Origin of the sequence: Vreelandella hamiltonii, assembly GCF_014651795.1 — a bacterium.
Classification (GTDB): Bacteria; Pseudomonadota; Gammaproteobacteria; order Pseudomonadales; family Halomonadaceae; genus Vreelandella; species Vreelandella hamiltonii.
Window position 1 is genome coordinate 1 of record NZ_BMXO01000009.1, and the last position, 15763, is coordinate 15763.

Sequence of the window (15763 nt, forward strand, 5' to 3'; positions counted from 1 at the left end):
GTCGAACGTCACGCTGCTCAAGGTCGAGTCACCCGCCGAGCGCAAGGGCGGTATCAAGGTCGCCTCGGTGGACGAGCTGATCGATAAACTGAAAAACGAAGCCAAAGTGCTTTAAAAGGAGCTGATCTCATGAGCATTCTGGTACTTGCCGACCTGCATGAAGGTCAGTTGGCCAGCGCCACCGCCCACGTCGTGGCAGCCGCCCAGGCGATCGGTGGCGATATCGACGTACTGGTCGCCGGTGAAGGCGTCCAGGCCGCCGCCGAAGCCGCCGCGACACTCGACGGCGTGAGCAAGGTGCGCGTGGCGGACAACGCCGTCTACGCCCATCAGCTTGCCGAGCCCATGGGCGCGCTGCTGGTCGCCCTGGCCGACGACTACACCCACGTGCTGACCAGCGCCTCCACCACCGGCAAGAACGTGCTGCCCCGGCTGGCCGCGCTGAAAGACGTCAGCCAACTGTCGGAAGTGATTGGCGTCGAGAGCGCCGANGACGCCGTGGACGTGGTCGTCGACAACGCCCAGTCCCGTTTCGTGAAGCAGGAGCTGGCCCAGAGCGACCGCCCGGAACTCGGCGGTGCCAAGGTCGTCATCTCCGGCGGCCGCGGCATGGGCAACGGCGAAAACTTCAAACTGCTGGACGGCATCGCCGACAAGCTGGGCGCCGCCATTGGCGCGTCTCGTGCGGCGGTGGATGCAGGCTTCGTGCCCAACGACATGCAGGTAGGCCAGACCGGCAAGATCGTCGCCCCCGAGCTCTACATTGCCGTGGGCATCAGCGGCGCGATTCAGCACCTGGCGGGGATGAAAGACTCCAAGGTGATCGTGGCGATCAACAAGGACGAAGAGGCCCCGATCTTCCAGGTAGCCGACTACGGCTTGGTGGGGGATCTGTTCGAGATCCTGCCGGAGCTGGAGAGCAAGCTGTAAGCAGGAACGCCGTTTTACCAAAAGCCGACGTCGCAAGAGGTCGGCTTTTTTAATGGCGATGAATTCGATAAACTGAAAATAGTTGACTAAAGTACTGGGATAAAGAAGTCGTCGCGCTGGTAGAAAAATTGCCGGGGCGGCAGTTGAAAAGGGTGAAGCAAGACCGCACCTTAGGTAGTGAACGTTATAGAAGCCACTCAAGGAGAAGATAGCATGGCCCATACCCTTCCTGAATTACCGTACGCTTACGATGCACTCGAGCCGCACATCGATGCGATGACGATGGAGATCCACCACTCTCGTCACCACAACACCTACGTGACCAACCTGAACGGTGCCCTGGAAGGCACTGGTCTGGAAGATATGCCGGTAGAAGAGCTGGTTGCCAATCTGGATCGCGTGCCGGAAGAGAAGCGTCAGGCCGTGATCAACAACGGTGGTGGGCACGCCAACCACTCCATGTTCTGGCAGATGATGTCTCCCAATGGTGGCGGTCAGCCCCAGGGTGATGTTGCCAAGGCCATCGACGCCGAGCTGGGTGGCCTCGATGCGTTCAAGGACGCTTTCAAGAAAGCGGCGCTGGGCCGTTTTGGCAGCGGCTGGGCGTGGCTATCTGTCACACCCGAGAAGAAGCTGGTCGTCGAGAACACGCTCAACCAGGATAGCCCTCTGATGCATGGCAACACGCCGCTGCTGGGTCTGGATGTATGGGAGCACGCGTACTATCTCAAGTTCCAGAACAAGCGCCCCGACTATGTTGACGCATTCTTCAGCGTCGTGAACTGGGAAGACGTCGAGCGTCGCTACCAAGCTGCCAAGGCCTGATAATGGTCGAAAATTGCGCCTGAGCGCGTGATTTTGCAGCCAAAGCCGCCCCCTTTCAGGGGGCGGCTTTTTTTGTTTCTGGGTATAGCGCTGGGTATGGCTTGTCAATAACCTGTGGATGAAAAAATACCATATATGCTTGAATTGATTTTCTGGTGGTCTATATATAGTATGCGTGGAGAATTTCAGAGGGGTGGCGCCATTGCCATGCGCTACCCGAAAAGTGTCGCTATGAAAAGGAAAATAGCCATGGAAATCCAAATTTATAGCAAGCCTGCCTGCGTACAGTGCACCGCTACCTATCGTGCGCTGGACAAGCAGGGTTTGGAGTACACCGTGATCGACATTACGGAAGAGTCAGGCGCGCAGCAGCAGGTCGAAGCTCTGGGCTATCGTCAGCTGCCGGTCGTCGTGGTAGGTGAGGATCACTGGTCCGGCTTCCGCCCTGACCGTATCCAGGCGCTGGCGTAGCTCCGCCGCCATGCACACGGCCACGGTGGAAACCAGACAGGCGGGTACGCTGGTCTATTTTTCCACCAAGTCAGGCAATACCCACCGGTTTATCGAAAGGCTTGGCTTGAGTGCCCAGCGGCTGCCATTGAATCGTGAAGAGCCCACTCCACGCGTCACGCAGCCTTACATATTGGTGACGCCTACCTACGGCGGTGGCCATGCACAAGGCGCCGTACCGGGGCAGGTGATTCGCTTCTTGAACGATGAGCACAATCGGCACCTCATTCGAGGTGTCATTGCCTCGGGTAATACGAATTTTGGTGAAGCTTACGGGTTGGCAGGGCGCATCATCGCGCAAAAGTGCCAGGTACCGTTGCTTTATCGCTTTGAACTGTTTGGCACCGATGACGATGTCGCCAAGGTCCGCAAAGGAGTAGAAGAGTTTTGGAAACGTCAAGCTCAGTCTCTAACAACGTAGCGTCCACCAGCGCCGCTACCAAGAAGTCGGCAGAAGCGAAACGTCCTGCTGCGGGTACCACCGAAGCGCGTACGCTGGATTATCATGCGCTCAACGCGATGCTCAATCTGTACGGTGCCAACGGCGAACTGCAGTTGGACAAGGACCGCGAAGCGGCGCGTCAGTACTTCCTTCAGCACGTCAACCAGAACACGGTTTTCTTCCACTCGCTGGAAGAGAAGCTGGACTACCTGGTGGAAGAGGGCTATTACGAGGCCAACGTACTCGATCAGTACAGCTTCGAATTCATCAAGTCGCTGTTCGAGCAGGCGTATGCCTACAAGTTTCGCTTCCCCAGCTTCCTGGGTGCCTTCAAGTACTACACCAGCTATACGCTGAAGACCTTCGATGGCAAGCGTTACCTGGAGCGCTACGAAGATCGCGTGTGCATGGTTGCGCTGACGCTGGCTCGTGGGGATGAAGCGCTGGCCAAGTCGCTGGTGGATGAAGTGATCAGTGGTCGCTTCCAGCCAGCCACGCCGACTTTCCTGAACTGCGGCAAACAGCAGCGCGGTGAGCTGGTGTCATGCTTCCTGCTGCGTATCGAAGACAACATGGAGTCGATCGGTCGGTCGATCAACTCGGCGCTGCAGCTCTCCAAGCGTGGTGGTGGGGTGGCGTTCCTGCTGACCAACATCCGTGAGTCTGGCGCGCCGATCAAGCGTATCGAAAACCAGTCGTCGGGCATCATCCCCATCATGAAACTGCTGGAAGATGCGTTTTCTTACGCCAACCAGCTGGGGGCTCGTCAGGGTGCCGGGGCTGTGTACCTGAATGCTCACCACCCTGACATTCTGCGTTTCCTCGACACCAAGCGTGAAAATGCCGACGAAAAGATCCGCATCAAGACGCTTTCGCTGGGCGTGACCATTCCGGACATCACGTTCGAACTGGCCAAGCGCAACGACGACATGTACCTGTTCTCCCCCTACGATGTAGAGCGGGTCTACGGGGTGCCGTTTGGCGATATCAGCGTCACCGAGAAGTACCATGAAATGGTGGCGGATGCGCGCATTCGCAAGCAGAAGATCAATGCTCGCGCCTTCTTCCAGACGCTGGCTGAGCTGCAGTTCGAGTCCGGTTACCCGTACATCATGTTCGAAGATACGGTCAATCGCGCCAACCCGATTGCCGGTCGCATCAACATGAGCAACCTCTGCTCCGAGATTCTGCAGGTCAACACGCCGACCGAGTATGACGACGACCTGGGATACCGCGACATCGGTCAGGACATCTCCTGCAACCTGGGCTCGATGAACATTGCCAAGGTCATGGATTCGGGCGATATCGGCACCAGCGTCGAGATCGCCATTCGCGGCCTGACTGCCGTGTCCGAGATGAGCAACCTGAGCAGCGTGCCCTCGATTGCCGAAGGGAATGCCAAGTCGCGTGCGATTGGTCTGGGGCAGATGAACCTGCACGGTTTCCTGGCGCGTGAGCACATCTATTACGGCTCGGAAGAGGGGTTGGATTTCACCAACCTGTACTTCTACTGCGTCGCGTTCCATGCCATTCGTGCCTCGAACCAGCTGGCCATCGAGCATGGCGCCACCTTCGCCGGTTTCGAAGACTCCACCTACGCGTCGGGCACGTTCTTCGACAAGTACACCGACCAGGCCTGGCTGCCGCGTACCGAAAAAGTACGCCAGCTGTTCGAACGCAGTGGTATCGCGCTGCCGACCCAGGAAGATTGGCAGGCCCTGAAGGCCTCGGTCATGGCGCACGGCCTGTACAACCGCAACCTGCAGGCAGTGCCGCCCACGGGCTCGATTTCCTATATCAACAACTCCACCTCCAGCATTCATCCGGTGGCGGCGAGAATCGAGATTCGTAAAGAAGGCAAGCTGGGGCGGGTCTATTATCCGGCGCCGTTCTTGAATGAAGAAAACTTCGATTACTTCCAGGATGCCTACGAAATTGGCCCTGAGAAAATCATCGATACTTATGCAGAAGCGTCGAAGCATGTGGATCAGGGGCTGTCACTGACACTGTTCTTCCCTGATACCGCTACCACTCGGGATATCAACAAGGCGCAGATCTATGCATGGCGGAAGGGCATCAAGACCCTTTACTACATTCGCTTGCGCCAAAGCGCGCTGGAAGGCACCGAGGTAGAAGGCTGTGTCTCCTGCACGCTGTAACGATATCCCCACTGGCATGTGATGACGTTTAGAAGAGAGCGCTGATGACAACGATGCAACGCCTGTCGCGGGTTAATGCGATCAACTGGAACCGTCTGCAGGACGATAAAGATCTGGAGGTGTGGAACCGCCTGACCAGCAACTTCTGGCTGCCGGAAAAAGTGCCGCTGTCCAACGACATTCAGTCGTGGAACACGCTGACTCAGCAGGAAAAGCAGCTGACCATCCGGGTCTTCACCGGCCTGACGCTGCTCGATACCATCCAGAGCAGCGTGGGTGCGCCGGTGCTGATGGAAGATGCGCGTACGCCCCACGAAGAAGCGGTGTATACCAACATTGCCTTCATGGAATCGGTGCATGCGCGCTCCTACAGCTCGATTTTCTCGACGCTGTGCGCCACCCGGGACGTGGACGATGCGTTCCGCTGGAGTGAGGAGAACCCGTCGCTCCAGCTGAAGTCCGAGCTGATCCTCAAGCGCTATCGCTCCGATGACCCGTTGATGCGCAAAGTGGCCAGCGTTTTCCTGGAGTCGTTCCTGTTCTACTCCGGCTTCTATCTGCCCATGTACTGGTCCAGCCATGCCAAGCTGACCAATACCGCCGACCTGATTCGCCTGATCATTCGTGACGAAGCGGTGCACGGTTACTACGTGGGCTACAAGTTCCAGCAGGCGCTGGCGGAAGCCACTCCGGAGCGTCAGCAGGAAGTGAAGGATTATGCCTACGAGCTGCTGCTGGAGCTGTACGACAACGAAGTGCGCTACACCGAGTCGCTCTATGATGCGGTGGGCTTGACCGAAGACGTGAAGAAGTTCCTGCACTACAACGCCAACAAGGCGTTGATGAACCTCGGTTTCGAGCCGCTGTTCCCCAGCAGCGTCACGGACGTCGACCCGACGATCATGGCGGCGCTGTCCCCCAGCGCAGACGAGAACCACGACTTCTTCTCGGGGTCCGGCTCGTCCTACGTCATCGGCAAGGCGGTCGCTACCGAAGACGACGACTGGTCGTTCTGATCGGTCGATTAGTGTGCCACTCAGCGGGAGCCTCAGGGCTCCCGTTTTTTTATGGACGATGAAAAGATTTCGTTATTGAATGTTAATGATAAATATTGTCATTTCTTCTATTGATGGTAGGCTATGCACGCTAACGATTTAAACGCAAATCGTTCTTATATTTGGTGAGCCTTGGCGAGCTGATGCAGATGCGCGCCGAGCAGTGATGGAGAGACGACGTGCTGAAAAGGCCTTTCTTTGCCTTGAGCGGATATTGGCTTGCTGGAATGCTGGCCAGTACATCGCTGATGGCGAGCGATGAAACGATGGATCAGGCGGCCCAGAGTGTCGAGGCCCAGCAAGTGCAATCTGAGCTGCAGCAGCAAATCGACAGGGCCGACGAAGCAACGCGAGAACAGTTGGAAGAACTGCGCCAACTGGAGCAGGAGACGCGGCAGATGAGCGCTTCCAATGCTGCCCTGAGCAGTCGCCTGGGCACTGAGGCGGAGCGCCAGCAGCGGTTGGCCCAGGCGCTGGATACGCTGAGCGATACGCGTGCTGCGCTGCCGGCCATCGAGCAGGATATGGCCGAACAGCTCACCCGATGGATCGAGTCGGATCTGCCTTTCCTGCGTGGCGAGCGCTTGGCACGGGTAGAAGGGGTAGAGGTATCCTCCCAGGAGAGCGCCGAACGGATTGCCGAGCTGCTCGAAGCCTGGCGTGCAGAGCTGGCATACGGCCGCCAGGTAGATAGCTGGCGGGGGCGTTTGCAACGCGACGGCGGGGCTCCTCGGGAAGTCGATTATCTGCGTATTGGGCGTATTGGCCTCTATTACCTGACGCCGGATGGTCGAGAGGGCGGCGTCTGGGACCAGCAGCGCGGCGAATGGCTGGCGCTGGAAGAGCGTGCCCGCCGAGAAGTGCGTAATGGCCTGCGTATTGCCGATGATCAGCGTACGCCTGAACTGCTGCAATTGCCGCTATCGATCACCGCCACAGGAGCGCCGTAATGAAACTATCCAGCTATCGGCGCGGCGTGCACAAGATGGCCTGCCTGCTGCTGGCCATGAGCGTTTGGGCGAGCGCCCCGGCCATCGCCCAAAGCAGTGATGTCGCGACGCTGCGTGATGCCCGCGAAGCAGCAGAAGCGCGAGACCAGGCGCGACTGCAGTCGTTTCTGGAAGATCAGGACGCCCTGACCGCGGCCCTGGAGGAAGCGCGCACGGCGCACGCAGCAGCCGAGCAGGAGCAAGCTGCCCTGCAGGCGCAACAGCAAGAGCAGACCGAACAGGCCGAGGTTCTGGCTCAGCGTCAGGATGAGCAGGGGGAGGCCCTTGCGGCACTGTTGGCCGATCTGACACGGCACAGCGAGGAGCTGCGTAACGAATTGGGGGGTGAAAGCTGGCTGACGTTGACGCCGAACGCATTGCCCCCGCGCCTCAACGACGTCGAGGTGCTGGAGCGTGAGCACCTGGAGAGCGTGGTAGACCGGCTGGCAGCCCTGACCATGAACACTGGGCAGGCCGAGCGTCTCGAGCTGCCCGTGGCAGACGGTGCGGGCGAGATTGCGCCTCGTCAGGTGGTTCGTTTGGGGGATTTTGCCGCTTTCACGGAGTCGGCACTGCTCCGCAAGGGGCAGGATGACCAGAGCCTGGCCGAGCTGCCGCGTACGCCGTCGGAAATCCGCCGTCTGCTCGCCGCCTACCATCAAGGCGACAGTCGTGAATTTGCCATCGACCCTACCCAAGGCAGCGTACTGCAGGCGTTGGCACAGCAGCCCAGTCTCTGGGAGCGTTTCCAGCAGGGTGGCTATGTCGGCTATGTGGTCGTGGTGCTGGGGGGTGTCGGCCTGCTGGTGGCGCTGGCGCAATACCTCTATCTGCTGCTGGTGAGCGCACGGGTGCGTCGTCAACGCCGTCAGTTGGAGCAGCCGCGAGCCGACAATCCGCTGGGCCGAGTGCTGCTGCGATTCAAGGACATGGACAAGCATCAAACCCCCGAAGCCCTCGAAGCCCGCCTGGATGAAGCGGTGCTGGCAGAGCTGCCGCGCATCGAGCGAGGCCAGCCCATCGTCAAACTGTTGGCAGCCATTGCGCCGCTGCTGGGCCTGTTGGGTACGGTGACGGGCATGATCGTCACCTTTCAGGCCATTACCGTGTTCGGTACTGGCGATCCGCAGCTCATGGCCGGTGGGATCAGTCAGGCGCTGGTGACGACGGTGCTGGGGCTGGTGACGGCGGTGCCGCTGCTGTTCGCACAAACGGCACTGTCCAGCCGAAGCCGGTTCATTACGCAAGTGATCGAAGGGGAGGCCAGCGCCACCCTGGCCGATCACCTGGAAGCGCAGTCTGCCCATCCCGGGCAAGCGGTGAACTGAGATGCCGACGTTGCCCCTTTGGCTGGAGCCGGTAGAGCGGCTGTTGGACGCCGGTGGCGCGGTGCTGGTGGTGCTGGCGCTTGTGGCTGTGCTGGTGTTCGCCATGGCCATCGAACGCTGGTGGTACTACCGCATCAGCTGGCGACGTGCGCGTCGTAAGCTGGTGCACCGCTGGGCAGCGCGTAGCGACCATCGCAGCTGGAGCGCACGAACGTTGCGCGATGTGTGGAGTGCGGCCCTGGTGGCCAAGCTGCGTCGGCCGCTGCCGTGGATCAAATTGCTGGTGGCGTTGTGCCCGCTGTTGGGTCTGCTGGGCACGGTCACTGGCATGATCACCGTGTTCGACAGCCTTTCCATGAGTGACACCCATCAGGCCAGGGCCATGGCCGATGGCGTGGCCCGAGCCACGCTACCTACATTGACAGGCATGGCCATTGCCGTGGTGGGTATGCTGTTTATCAGCCGTTTGGAGCACGTGATTCGGCGAGAAGACCAGCGTCTGCATGATCGCCTGGCACGTGCCCTGGAGGAAAATGATGCGTAGACGCCGTTCTATAGAGGCCGTCGAAGAGAGCAATGAAGTCAACTTGACCCCGATGCTGGATGTGGTCTTCATCATGCTGATCTTCTTTATCGTGACGACCAGCTTTATCAAGGAGAGTGGCGTAGAGATCGAGCGCCCGGAAGCGGCCGCCGCCACACAGCGTCCGGACGCCCAGGTGCTGATCGCGATTACGCCGGAAGGAGCCGTCTGGGTGGATGGTCGTCCGGTCGATGCCCATCGCATCGGTCAGGAAGTGGCCGGCATGCTCAGTGGCGATGGCTCGGTGGTCATCCAGGCCGATAGAGCGTCCACCACTGGACTGCTGATCGAAGTGATGGATCGCCTGCAGCAGGCAGGCGTCGAGCAAGTGGCGGTGGCGGCTAGTCGGAGTGCGCCATGATACGCCACGGGTTCTCGCTGCTGGCTGGTGCTGCGCTGGCGATGGGGCTGTTCTGGATGCTGGCGCTGCTGGTGGCACCGCCGGAACGCAGCGTCGACGAGCCGGTCATGTCCATGGCCATGACCATGGTGGAAGCGCCTGAGCAGGCTGCCGAGCCGGAAACGCCGCCGCCAGAGCCTGCCCAGGCGGCTCCTGCGGCTCCCCCTCCTGCACCAGCGCCTGCTCCTGCGCCGGTCGCGACGAGTCAGATTGCGCTGCCCGATCTGGCTTTGCCGGATGCACCGGTAGAGCCGCTGGAGTTGGAGAGTGAGCTGCCGGAGCTTACCGAGGCAAGGCCAGAGCCGACACCGCAACCACGACCGGAGCCGCAGCCTGCGCCAGAGCCCACGCCGGAGCCTGCCGCAGAGCCCGCGTCGCGCTCCGAGCCATCCGCGGCACCCGCGACGGCCGAGCGTGAAGCGGCGCCTGCGGCAGAACCAGCACCTTCCAATGAGCCGGTGAGTGTCGGGCAGGTGGCGCCCACGAGTCGCGTCAATCCCACGTACCCCACCCGTGCCCAGCGGCGTGGGATGGAGGGCTTTGTCGAGGTGGAGTTCGTCATTCGGCGTGATGGCAGCGTCGATGGCGGGACGATTCGCGTCGTCAACGCCCAGCCGCGCCGGGTGTTCGAGCAGGCGGCGGAGGAGGCCATTGCGCGCTGGCAATTCGAGCCGAGTCAGCAGCTGCGTCGTGCCACTCAGCGCATCGAATTTCAGTTGCGGTAAGCCCGTCGAGGGAGCGTTATGCAGCGTTTATTGGCAATGGCAGTGCTCTACGTGTGGAGCACGGTGGCGGTGGCGGATGTGCCACTGAGTGAAGATATCATTCTCGACCTGAACGGGTTGCAGAGCCAGTTGGCGGAGCTTTCCGGTGCAGGTGCAGAGAATGAGTCGTTGGACACCATTCTGAACCGTGCGCGCTCCCAGGCCGCCAGGTTGGCCTCGGGTAATCGAGCCGATCAGTGGGCCAGCGCGCTATATCATCAATTGGCGGCCAGTGCGCTGGTGCGTCAAGAGGCGCCCGAGGCGGCGGCAGACGAACTGGCCAGTGCCCGCCAGCGTACCAGCGTGCCGAACAGCCAACGACTGCGCTGGTTGCGTGACGAAGCGTCCCTGCGCCGTGCGGCAGGTCAGCGCTCTCAGGCCATCGAGCTCTACGCGCAATGGCTCGGCGAGTCGGCGGGCCATGAGCGCTACCTTGAGTCGGTTTGGGCGTTGGTGCGCCTATTGGCAGAAGAGGAGCGCTGGGAAGAGGCCCTCGAATGGCTCACCCCCCAGCTGGAGCCGGGCAGAGAACTGAGTGATGCCCAGCAGGCGCTGGTCAACGTCGTGTTGCGCCATGCAGGCGAAGGCGAGCAGGCGCTGGTCTGGCTGCTGGAAAACCTGAGCGAGCGCAGCAGCGCCGAGGAGTGGCGTCAGGCGGCTGGATTGGCGCAGCAGGCGGGGCTGCTGGGCGCTGCCGCCGGCGTCTGGGAAGCGGCTTGGCATATGGGCAAGTTCACTGCGCCCGAGGATCGTTTGACCCTGATTCGGCTGCACCTGGCAGGGGGCACGCCAGCGCGTGCCGGTGAGCATCTGGAGGCAGCGCTGGAAGCAGGGGAGCTGCCTGATGATGAAGAAACGCTGCGCCTGCGAGCCACGGCCTGGCAGCAGGCCCGGCATGTCGAGCATGCCCTGAACGCTTGGCAGGCGCTGGCTGAAACCACTCGGGCGGCTGACGATTGGCGCCAGTATGGTCAGTTGGCCTACGCGTGGGGCAATGAGTCGCTGGCGAAAGAGGCGCTCTTGCGAGCGGCGGAGCTGGGCGACGAACAGGCCGAGCAGTGGCTTGGCTATTTCGATTGAGGGGGCTCAGGGGGTGAGCCGTGCCGCCCGAGTGGGCGGCAGCCAAGGGGCGGTCAGTCTGCCAGGGTCAGGGAAAAGTCGCTCCAGGTGGGCGCGTGGTCCGAAGGTCGCTCCATGGCACGCAGGGGATAGTCGATACCTGCATCGGTGACTCGCTGTGCCAAGGGAGGCGAGACAAGGATGTAGTCGATGCGCAGCCCGCGCTTGGGTTCTTGGTCAAAGCCCTTCGAGCGGTAGTCGAACCAGCTGAACCATTCGCTGTTGTCGGGGTGGCAGAGCCGATAGCTGTCGCTGAGCCCCCATGCCTTGATGCCTGCCAGCCACTCCCGCTCGATGGGTTGAAAGCTGGCCTTGCCATCACGTAGCCAGCGCTTTCGGTTGGCTTCCCCAATGCCGATGTCCTGGTCTTCGGGTGAAATGTTGAAGTCACCCATGACGGCCAGATGCTCTTCCGAGGAGTGCTGCGTGGCCAGCAGATTGGCCAACTGCTGGTAAAAGCGCTCCTTGTGCGGAAATTTGGTGGGGTGGTCGACGTTTTCGCCCTGAGGGAAGTAGCCGTTCCACACGGTGACCGGCTGGCCGTCGGTGGTCAGCAGGCGCACGCCGATCATGCGTCGCTGGGCATCTTCCTCATCATCAGGAAAGCCGTAGAAGACCTGCTGAGGTTTCTGTCGGCAGAGCAAGGCCACACCGTAGTGGCCCTTTTGGCCATAATGAAAGGTGTGGTACCCCATGGCTTCCACGTCGGCCAAGGGAAACTCGCTATCTTGCACCTTGATTTCCTGCAGGCCGATCACATCAGGGCGATGGGTGTCGATGAGCGCTTGCAGCTGATGCAGCCTTGCCCGGATACCGTTGATATTGAAAGACACCAGACGCATCAGGAGGGCTCTCCCGAAGAGGAGTCGCTCCCCTTGTCGGGGTGGATGGCAATGTTCTGGCCACTTTGCTGGCGTGCCAGCTTGCGCACTGCCTGCAGTTTGCGCTGTTGCTGTTTCTTGGCCACGAAACGGCGTGATGAGGTCACCTGATCCGGGTTTTCATGGCGCCACTTTTTGTAATCCTTGCGGCGACCGGTGCGGATCGTCACCTTGTCTGCCAGTGAACGAGTCTTTTTCTTACGCGTCATCGTCGCGCTCCTTGGGTTAATTTATGCCTCATTCTAACAGGCAAGGGCGCTCCTTCGACAGCAGAGCGCGCTCTTATCGCCAAGCCCTGCTACAATGCGCGATTCGTGATGCCTAACCTCCACAGCAATGGACAGATACACAGCCTATGAGCGAGTCGGAACAGATCACAGCATCGGACCAGAACCGCAAGCCTAAACGCCGTCGTCGCAAGCCGCGTCGTCGTCAGTCGAACTGGGATCTTCGTCAGTTTCAGGTGCCCGCCGTTGCCGGCAAGTGGCGCTTCCATGACTTTGATCTGCCGCTGCCCTTGATGCGCGCTATTCATGCCCAAGGCTATGAATATTGCACTCCCATTCAGGCAGAGGCGCTGCGCCACACGCTGCTGGGTGGCGACATTGTGGGCAAGGCCCAGACGGGCACTGGCAAGACCGCTGCCTTCCTGATTTCAGTGCTGGCCTACTTCCTGGAAGAGCCCGCGCCGGACGGTCAGAAGCCGGGGGCTCCCCGTGCGCTGATCATCGCCCCCACCCGCGAACTGGCGCTGCAGATCGAGAAAGACGCCAAGGCGCTCGCCCGCTTCACGTCGTTGAACGTGGCCAGCGTGGTCGGTGGCATGGATTACCAGAAACAGCGTGAGAGCCTCGGCAAGAAACTCGATATTTTGGTGGCCACGCCTGGCCGTCTGCTCGACTTCCATCAGAAGCGCGATATCGACCTGTCCGAAACCGAAGTGCTGGTGCTCGATGAAGCGGATCGCATGCTTTCTATGGGGTTCATCCCGGATGTGAAGCGCATCATCCGCTATACCCCCAAGAAAGAGGAGCGTCAGACGTTCCTGTTTTCGGCCACCTTCACCGACGACATTCTCAACCTGGCCAGCCAGTGGACGCAGGAACCAGCCCATGTCGAGATCGAAGTCACGGTAGAGAATCAGGCCGATATCGACCAGCGCGTATACCTGGTGTCGGATGACGACAAGCAGCGCCTGTTGGTCAAGCTGCTGGAGCAGGAGAGCTTCGAGCGGGTCATGGTGTTCGGCAACCGTCGGGATCTGGTGCGCAAACTCGATGACCTGCTGAAAAAAGCAGGCGTGAGTGCCGCCATGCTGTCGGGTGACGTGCCCCAGAATCAGCGGATCAAGACGCTGGAAAGCTTCCGCGAAGGCGAGATCCAGGTGCTGGTGGCCACCGATGTGGCCGGTCGTGGCATCCATATCGAAGACGTCAGCCACGTGATCAACTACACCCTGCCGGAAGACCCGGAAGACTACGTGCACCGTATTGGCCGCACCGGTCGTGCCGGTGCCAAAGGGGTATCGATCAGCTTCGTGGGTGAAGAAGACGCCTTCTCGCTGCCGGAAATCGAGCGCTACATCAACGGCAAGCTGCCCTGCGAGCATCCGCCGGAAGGCATGCTGTAACGCACATGCTGGATAACGCGCTCAAGGCCGATATTCAGCAAGCGTACCGTAACGTGGTGGAGCAGTTAGCGCTGACCCCACGCTACGGTCAGCGGCTGATGATTGCCGAGATTGCCCGCACCCTGGGCGATATTCAGTGCGACAGCGATGGCAAGCGCACCAGCGACAGCCACGTCTGTGTGCTGGAAGCCGGTACCGGCACGGGCAAGACGCTGGCGTATCTGATTGCAGGCTTGCCCATTGCCAAGGCGAAGGGCAAGCGGCTGATCGTGTCCACGGCCACGGTGGCTCTGCAGGAGCAGGTGTTGCATCAGGACCTGCCCTCCCTGGCCGAGCACAGTGGCATCGCCTTTCGCTACGCGCTGGCCAAAGGACGCGGGCGCTATGTGTGCGTGGCGCGGCTGGATCAGGCCCTGGAGGGCAGTGAGCCGAACCCGACCATGTCGCTGTTCGAGCACTCCCTGCAAAGCGATAGCAGCGACTATCAGGTGCTTGCCAGCGACCTTGCCGATGCCTATGGCAAAGGCGAGTGGCAGGGTGACCGTGATACCTGGCCTGACACCATCGATGATGCCCACTGGCGTCAGCTCACCGTCGATCACCGCCAGTGTACCGGGCGCCGCTGCGGCCATTTCGGTGCTTGCGCGTTCTTCCGCTCACGCCGTGAGCTGGAAGATGCCGATGTCATCGTGGCCAACCACGATCTGGTACTGGCGGACCTGGCCCTGGGGGGCGGCGCCATTCTGCCGGACCCTGCCGACTGTATCTTCATCTTCGACGAAGGTCATCACCTGCCGGACAAGGCGCTGTCGCACTTTGCCCACCGCTTCGCGGTGCATGGCTGTCTGCGCTGGCTCAAGACGCTGCGCAGCAGCTTGACCGATCTCCACCAGGGGCTGGCAGTTCAGCCCACCGTGGCCCGGCTGCTGGCCAGCCTGCCTGAAGTGCTGCATGGCCTGGAGCCTGCCCTGGGGGACGTGTTCAGCCTGGGGCACCAGCTGGCCGGGCGCGAGCAGGGGCTGGCGGATGAAGAGGCCAGCCACCAGCAGCGTTTCGAGAAGGGCGAGTTGCCGGAAGCGCTGCGCGAGCAGGCGCGGCAGCTGCTGGTGATGTTTGCCACGCTATCACGCAGCCTGGAAAGCATTGCCGATATCCTGCGTGAGAGCCTGGACCCGGACAAGCAGACGGGGCTGGACCGCGATCAGGCCGAAGCCTGGCTACCGCTGGTGGCGCTGCTGCATGGTCGCGCCCTGGAAGCCCACGCGCTCTGGCAGGCGTTCAGCGAGCAAGACCCGCCCAATGCGCCGCCCTGTGCGCGCTGGATCACGTTGAGTCGTGTGGCTGGGGAGCCCGAAATCGAGTTCTCCGCCAGCCCTGTCTCGGCGGCGCACACGCTGGCCAAGCATTTGTGGGGGCGCTGCCATGGTGCGGTGGTCACCTCCGCTACCTTGACGGCACTGGGGCGCTTCGAACGTATTCAGGAGCGCGCAGGCCTGGCCAGTCGCTATCGGTACCAGGCGCTGCCCAGCCCCTTCGATTATGCCAACGCGGTGCTGCGCGTGCCCGCGGAAGCCACGGACCCCAGCGACCGAGAGGCCCATGAGCGTGCCATCGTGCGCTGTGTCTCCCAGTTGGGGGAGGATGAAGCGGTGCTGGTACTGTTTTCGTCCCGGGCCCAGCTCAGGGCGGTGGAAAAAGTGCTGCCAGCGGCTTTGAAAGAGCGCCTGCTGGCGCAGGATGCGCTGCCCAAGCGGGAGTTGATCGAGCGGCATCGTGCTGCGGTCGATAGCGGCAAGGGGAGCATCATCTTCGGCTTGGCCAGCTTTGCAGAGGGCATCGACCTGCCTGGGGATTACCTGACTCATGTAGTCATCACTCGGTTACCCTTTGCGGTGCCCGATGACCCGGTGGGTGCCACGTTGGCCGAGTGGATCGAAAGCCAGGGCGGCAACTCTTTCATGCGTATCAGCGTGCCCGATGCTTCCATCAAGCTGGTGCAGGCCTGTGGTCGGTTGATCCGCAAGGAGAACGACCGGGGCGTGATCACGTTGCTGGACCGCCGCGTGATCACGCGGCGCTACGGTCAGGCGCTGCTGGATGCCTTGCCGCCCTTTAGGCGTGACATTCAGGCCTGAATTCGGTAGCGGG

16 protein-coding genes and 1 pseudogene are annotated in these 15763 nt (G+C 61.1%); 15 read left to right on the forward strand and 2 right to left on the reverse strand.

Features of this window, described 5'->3' with window-relative positions; genetic code table 11:
- The 13 genes and pseudogenes from IE061_RS10245 to IE061_RS10305 all read left to right on the forward strand — a co-directional run.
- Positions 1–115: pseudogene (locus tag IE061_RS10245) on the forward strand (electron transfer flavoprotein subunit beta/FixA family protein); the annotation flags it as partial.
- A gap of 14 nt (positions 116–129) precedes the next feature.
- Positions 130–930: an electron transfer flavoprotein subunit alpha/FixB family protein gene (locus IE061_RS10250; protein WP_193461557.1), complete on the forward strand. Its 801-nt coding sequence runs from the start codon at positions 130–132 to the stop codon at positions 928–930.
- A gap of 213 nt (positions 931–1143) precedes the next feature.
- The gene (locus tag IE061_RS10255; protein ID WP_039177232.1) at positions 1144–1755 is read left to right on the forward strand and encodes a superoxide dismutase; all 612 of its coding nucleotides are present in this window, start codon (positions 1144–1146) and stop codon (positions 1753–1755) included.
- Positions 1756–2004: 249 nt separating this feature from the next.
- Entirely contained in the window at positions 2005–2226 is a 222-nt protein-coding gene (gene nrdH / locus IE061_RS10260; protein ID WP_039177227.1) for a glutaredoxin-like protein NrdH, read from the forward strand.
- Between the two features lie 10 nt (positions 2227–2236).
- Complete coding sequence (gene nrdI / locus IE061_RS10265; protein ID WP_052196365.1) at positions 2237–2686, forward strand: class Ib ribonucleoside-diphosphate reductase assembly flavoprotein NrdI; 450 nt, start codon at positions 2237–2239, stop codon at positions 2684–2686.
- Positions 2653–4866 (forward strand): class 1b ribonucleoside-diphosphate reductase subunit alpha, encoded by a 2214-nt coding sequence (gene nrdE / locus IE061_RS10270; protein WP_084123752.1) that lies wholly within the window; start codon positions 2653–2655, stop codon positions 4864–4866. The genes nrdI and nrdE overlap by 34 nt, the downstream gene beginning before the upstream one ends.
- Positions 4867–4910: 44 nt before the next feature.
- Positions 4911–5882, forward strand: a complete 972-nt coding sequence (gene nrdF / locus IE061_RS10275) for a class 1b ribonucleoside-diphosphate reductase subunit beta (protein ID WP_039177224.1) — start codon at positions 4911–4913, stop codon at positions 5880–5882.
- 218 nt (positions 5883–6100) lie between these two features.
- On the forward strand, positions 6101–6871 hold the full coding sequence (locus tag IE061_RS10280; RefSeq protein WP_230478437.1) for a DUF3450 domain-containing protein: 771 nt from the start codon (positions 6101–6103) through the stop codon (positions 6869–6871).
- Positions 6871–8238, forward strand: a complete 1368-nt coding sequence (locus IE061_RS10285) for a MotA/TolQ/ExbB proton channel family protein (protein WP_193461558.1) — start codon at positions 6871–6873, stop codon at positions 8236–8238. The genes IE061_RS10280 and IE061_RS10285 overlap by 1 nt, the downstream gene beginning before the upstream one ends.
- A gap of 1 nt (position 8239) precedes the next feature.
- Positions 8240–8782, forward strand: a complete 543-nt coding sequence (locus tag IE061_RS10290; protein ID WP_193461559.1) for a MotA/TolQ/ExbB proton channel family protein — start codon at positions 8240–8242, stop codon at positions 8780–8782.
- Complete coding sequence (locus IE061_RS10295; protein ID WP_039177216.1) at positions 8775–9182, forward strand: ExbD/TolR family protein; 408 nt, start codon at positions 8775–8777, stop codon at positions 9180–9182. The genes IE061_RS10290 and IE061_RS10295 overlap by 8 nt, the downstream gene beginning before the upstream one ends.
- On the forward strand, positions 9179–9946 hold the full coding sequence (locus IE061_RS10300; RefSeq protein ID WP_193461560.1) for an energy transducer TonB: 768 nt from the start codon (positions 9179–9181) through the stop codon (positions 9944–9946). The genes IE061_RS10295 and IE061_RS10300 overlap by 4 nt, the downstream gene beginning before the upstream one ends.
- 18 nt (positions 9947–9964) lie before the next feature.
- Positions 9965–11065, forward strand: a complete 1101-nt coding sequence (locus IE061_RS10305) for a hypothetical protein (RefSeq protein ID WP_193461561.1) — start codon at positions 9965–9967, stop codon at positions 11063–11065.
- A 53-nt stretch (positions 11066–11118) separates the two neighbouring features.
- Here IE061_RS10305 and xthA read toward each other — a convergent pair whose 3' ends face one another.
- Complete coding sequence (xthA, locus tag IE061_RS10310; protein ID WP_039177208.1) at positions 11119–11946, reverse strand: exodeoxyribonuclease III; 828 nt, start codon at positions 11944–11946, stop codon at positions 11119–11121.
- Positions 11946–12194 (reverse strand): hypothetical protein, encoded by a 249-nt coding sequence (locus tag IE061_RS10315; RefSeq protein ID WP_016913576.1) that lies wholly within the window; start codon positions 12192–12194, stop codon positions 11946–11948. The genes xthA and IE061_RS10315 overlap by 1 nt, the downstream gene beginning before the upstream one ends.
- Positions 12195–12340: 146 nt before the next feature.
- Here IE061_RS10315 and rhlB point away from each other — a divergent pair, with 146 nt between their 5' ends.
- Positions 12341–13615, forward strand: a complete 1275-nt coding sequence (rhlB, locus tag IE061_RS10320) for an ATP-dependent RNA helicase RhlB (RefSeq protein WP_039177199.1) — start codon at positions 12341–12343, stop codon at positions 13613–13615.
- Between the two features lie 5 nt (positions 13616–13620).
- The gene (gene dinG, locus IE061_RS10325) at positions 13621–15750 is read left to right on the forward strand and encodes an ATP-dependent DNA helicase DinG (protein ID WP_193461562.1); all 2130 of its coding nucleotides are present in this window, start codon (positions 13621–13623) and stop codon (positions 15748–15750) included.
- The last annotated feature ends 13 nt before the right edge of the window (positions 15751–15763 follow it).

Excerpts from the sequence above, each read along its gene's own strand:
- IE061_RS10255 (WP_039177232.1), top strand. The coding sequence starts at position 1,144 with ATGGCCCATACCCTTCCTGAATTACCGTACGCTTACGATGCACTCGAG.
- nrdH (WP_039177227.1), top strand. The coding sequence starts at position 2,005 with ATGGAAATCCAAATTTATAGCAAGCCTGCCTGCGTACAGTGCACCGCT.
- nrdI (WP_052196365.1), top strand. The coding sequence starts at position 2,237 with ATGCACACGGCCACGGTGGAAACCAGACAGGCGGGTACGCTGGTCTAT.
- nrdF (WP_039177224.1), top strand. The coding sequence starts at position 4,911 with ATGACAACGATGCAACGCCTGTCGCGGGTTAATGCGATCAACTGGAAC.
- IE061_RS10285 (WP_193461558.1), top strand. The coding sequence starts at position 6,871 with ATGAAACTATCCAGCTATCGGCGCGGCGTGCACAAGATGGCCTGCCTG.
- IE061_RS10290 (WP_193461559.1), top strand. The coding sequence starts at position 8,240 with ATGCCGACGTTGCCCCTTTGGCTGGAGCCGGTAGAGCGGCTGTTGGAC.
- IE061_RS10295 (WP_039177216.1), top strand. The coding sequence starts at position 8,775 with ATGCGTAGACGCCGTTCTATAGAGGCCGTCGAAGAGAGCAATGAAGTC.
- IE061_RS10300 (WP_193461560.1), top strand. The coding sequence starts at position 9,179 with ATGATACGCCACGGGTTCTCGCTGCTGGCTGGTGCTGCGCTGGCGATG.
- IE061_RS10305 (WP_193461561.1), top strand. The coding sequence starts at position 9,965 with ATGCAGCGTTTATTGGCAATGGCAGTGCTCTACGTGTGGAGCACGGTG.
- xthA (WP_039177208.1), bottom strand. The coding sequence starts at position 11,946 with ATGCGTCTGGTGTCTTTCAATATCAACGGTATCCGGGCAAGGCTGCAT.
- IE061_RS10315 (WP_016913576.1), bottom strand. The coding sequence starts at position 12,194 with ATGACGCGTAAGAAAAAGACTCGTTCACTGGCAGACAAGGTGACGATC.
- rhlB (WP_039177199.1), top strand. The coding sequence starts at position 12,341 with ATGAGCGAGTCGGAACAGATCACAGCATCGGACCAGAACCGCAAGCCT.
- dinG (WP_193461562.1), top strand. The coding sequence starts at position 13,621 with ATGCTGGATAACGCGCTCAAGGCCGATATTCAGCAAGCGTACCGTAAC.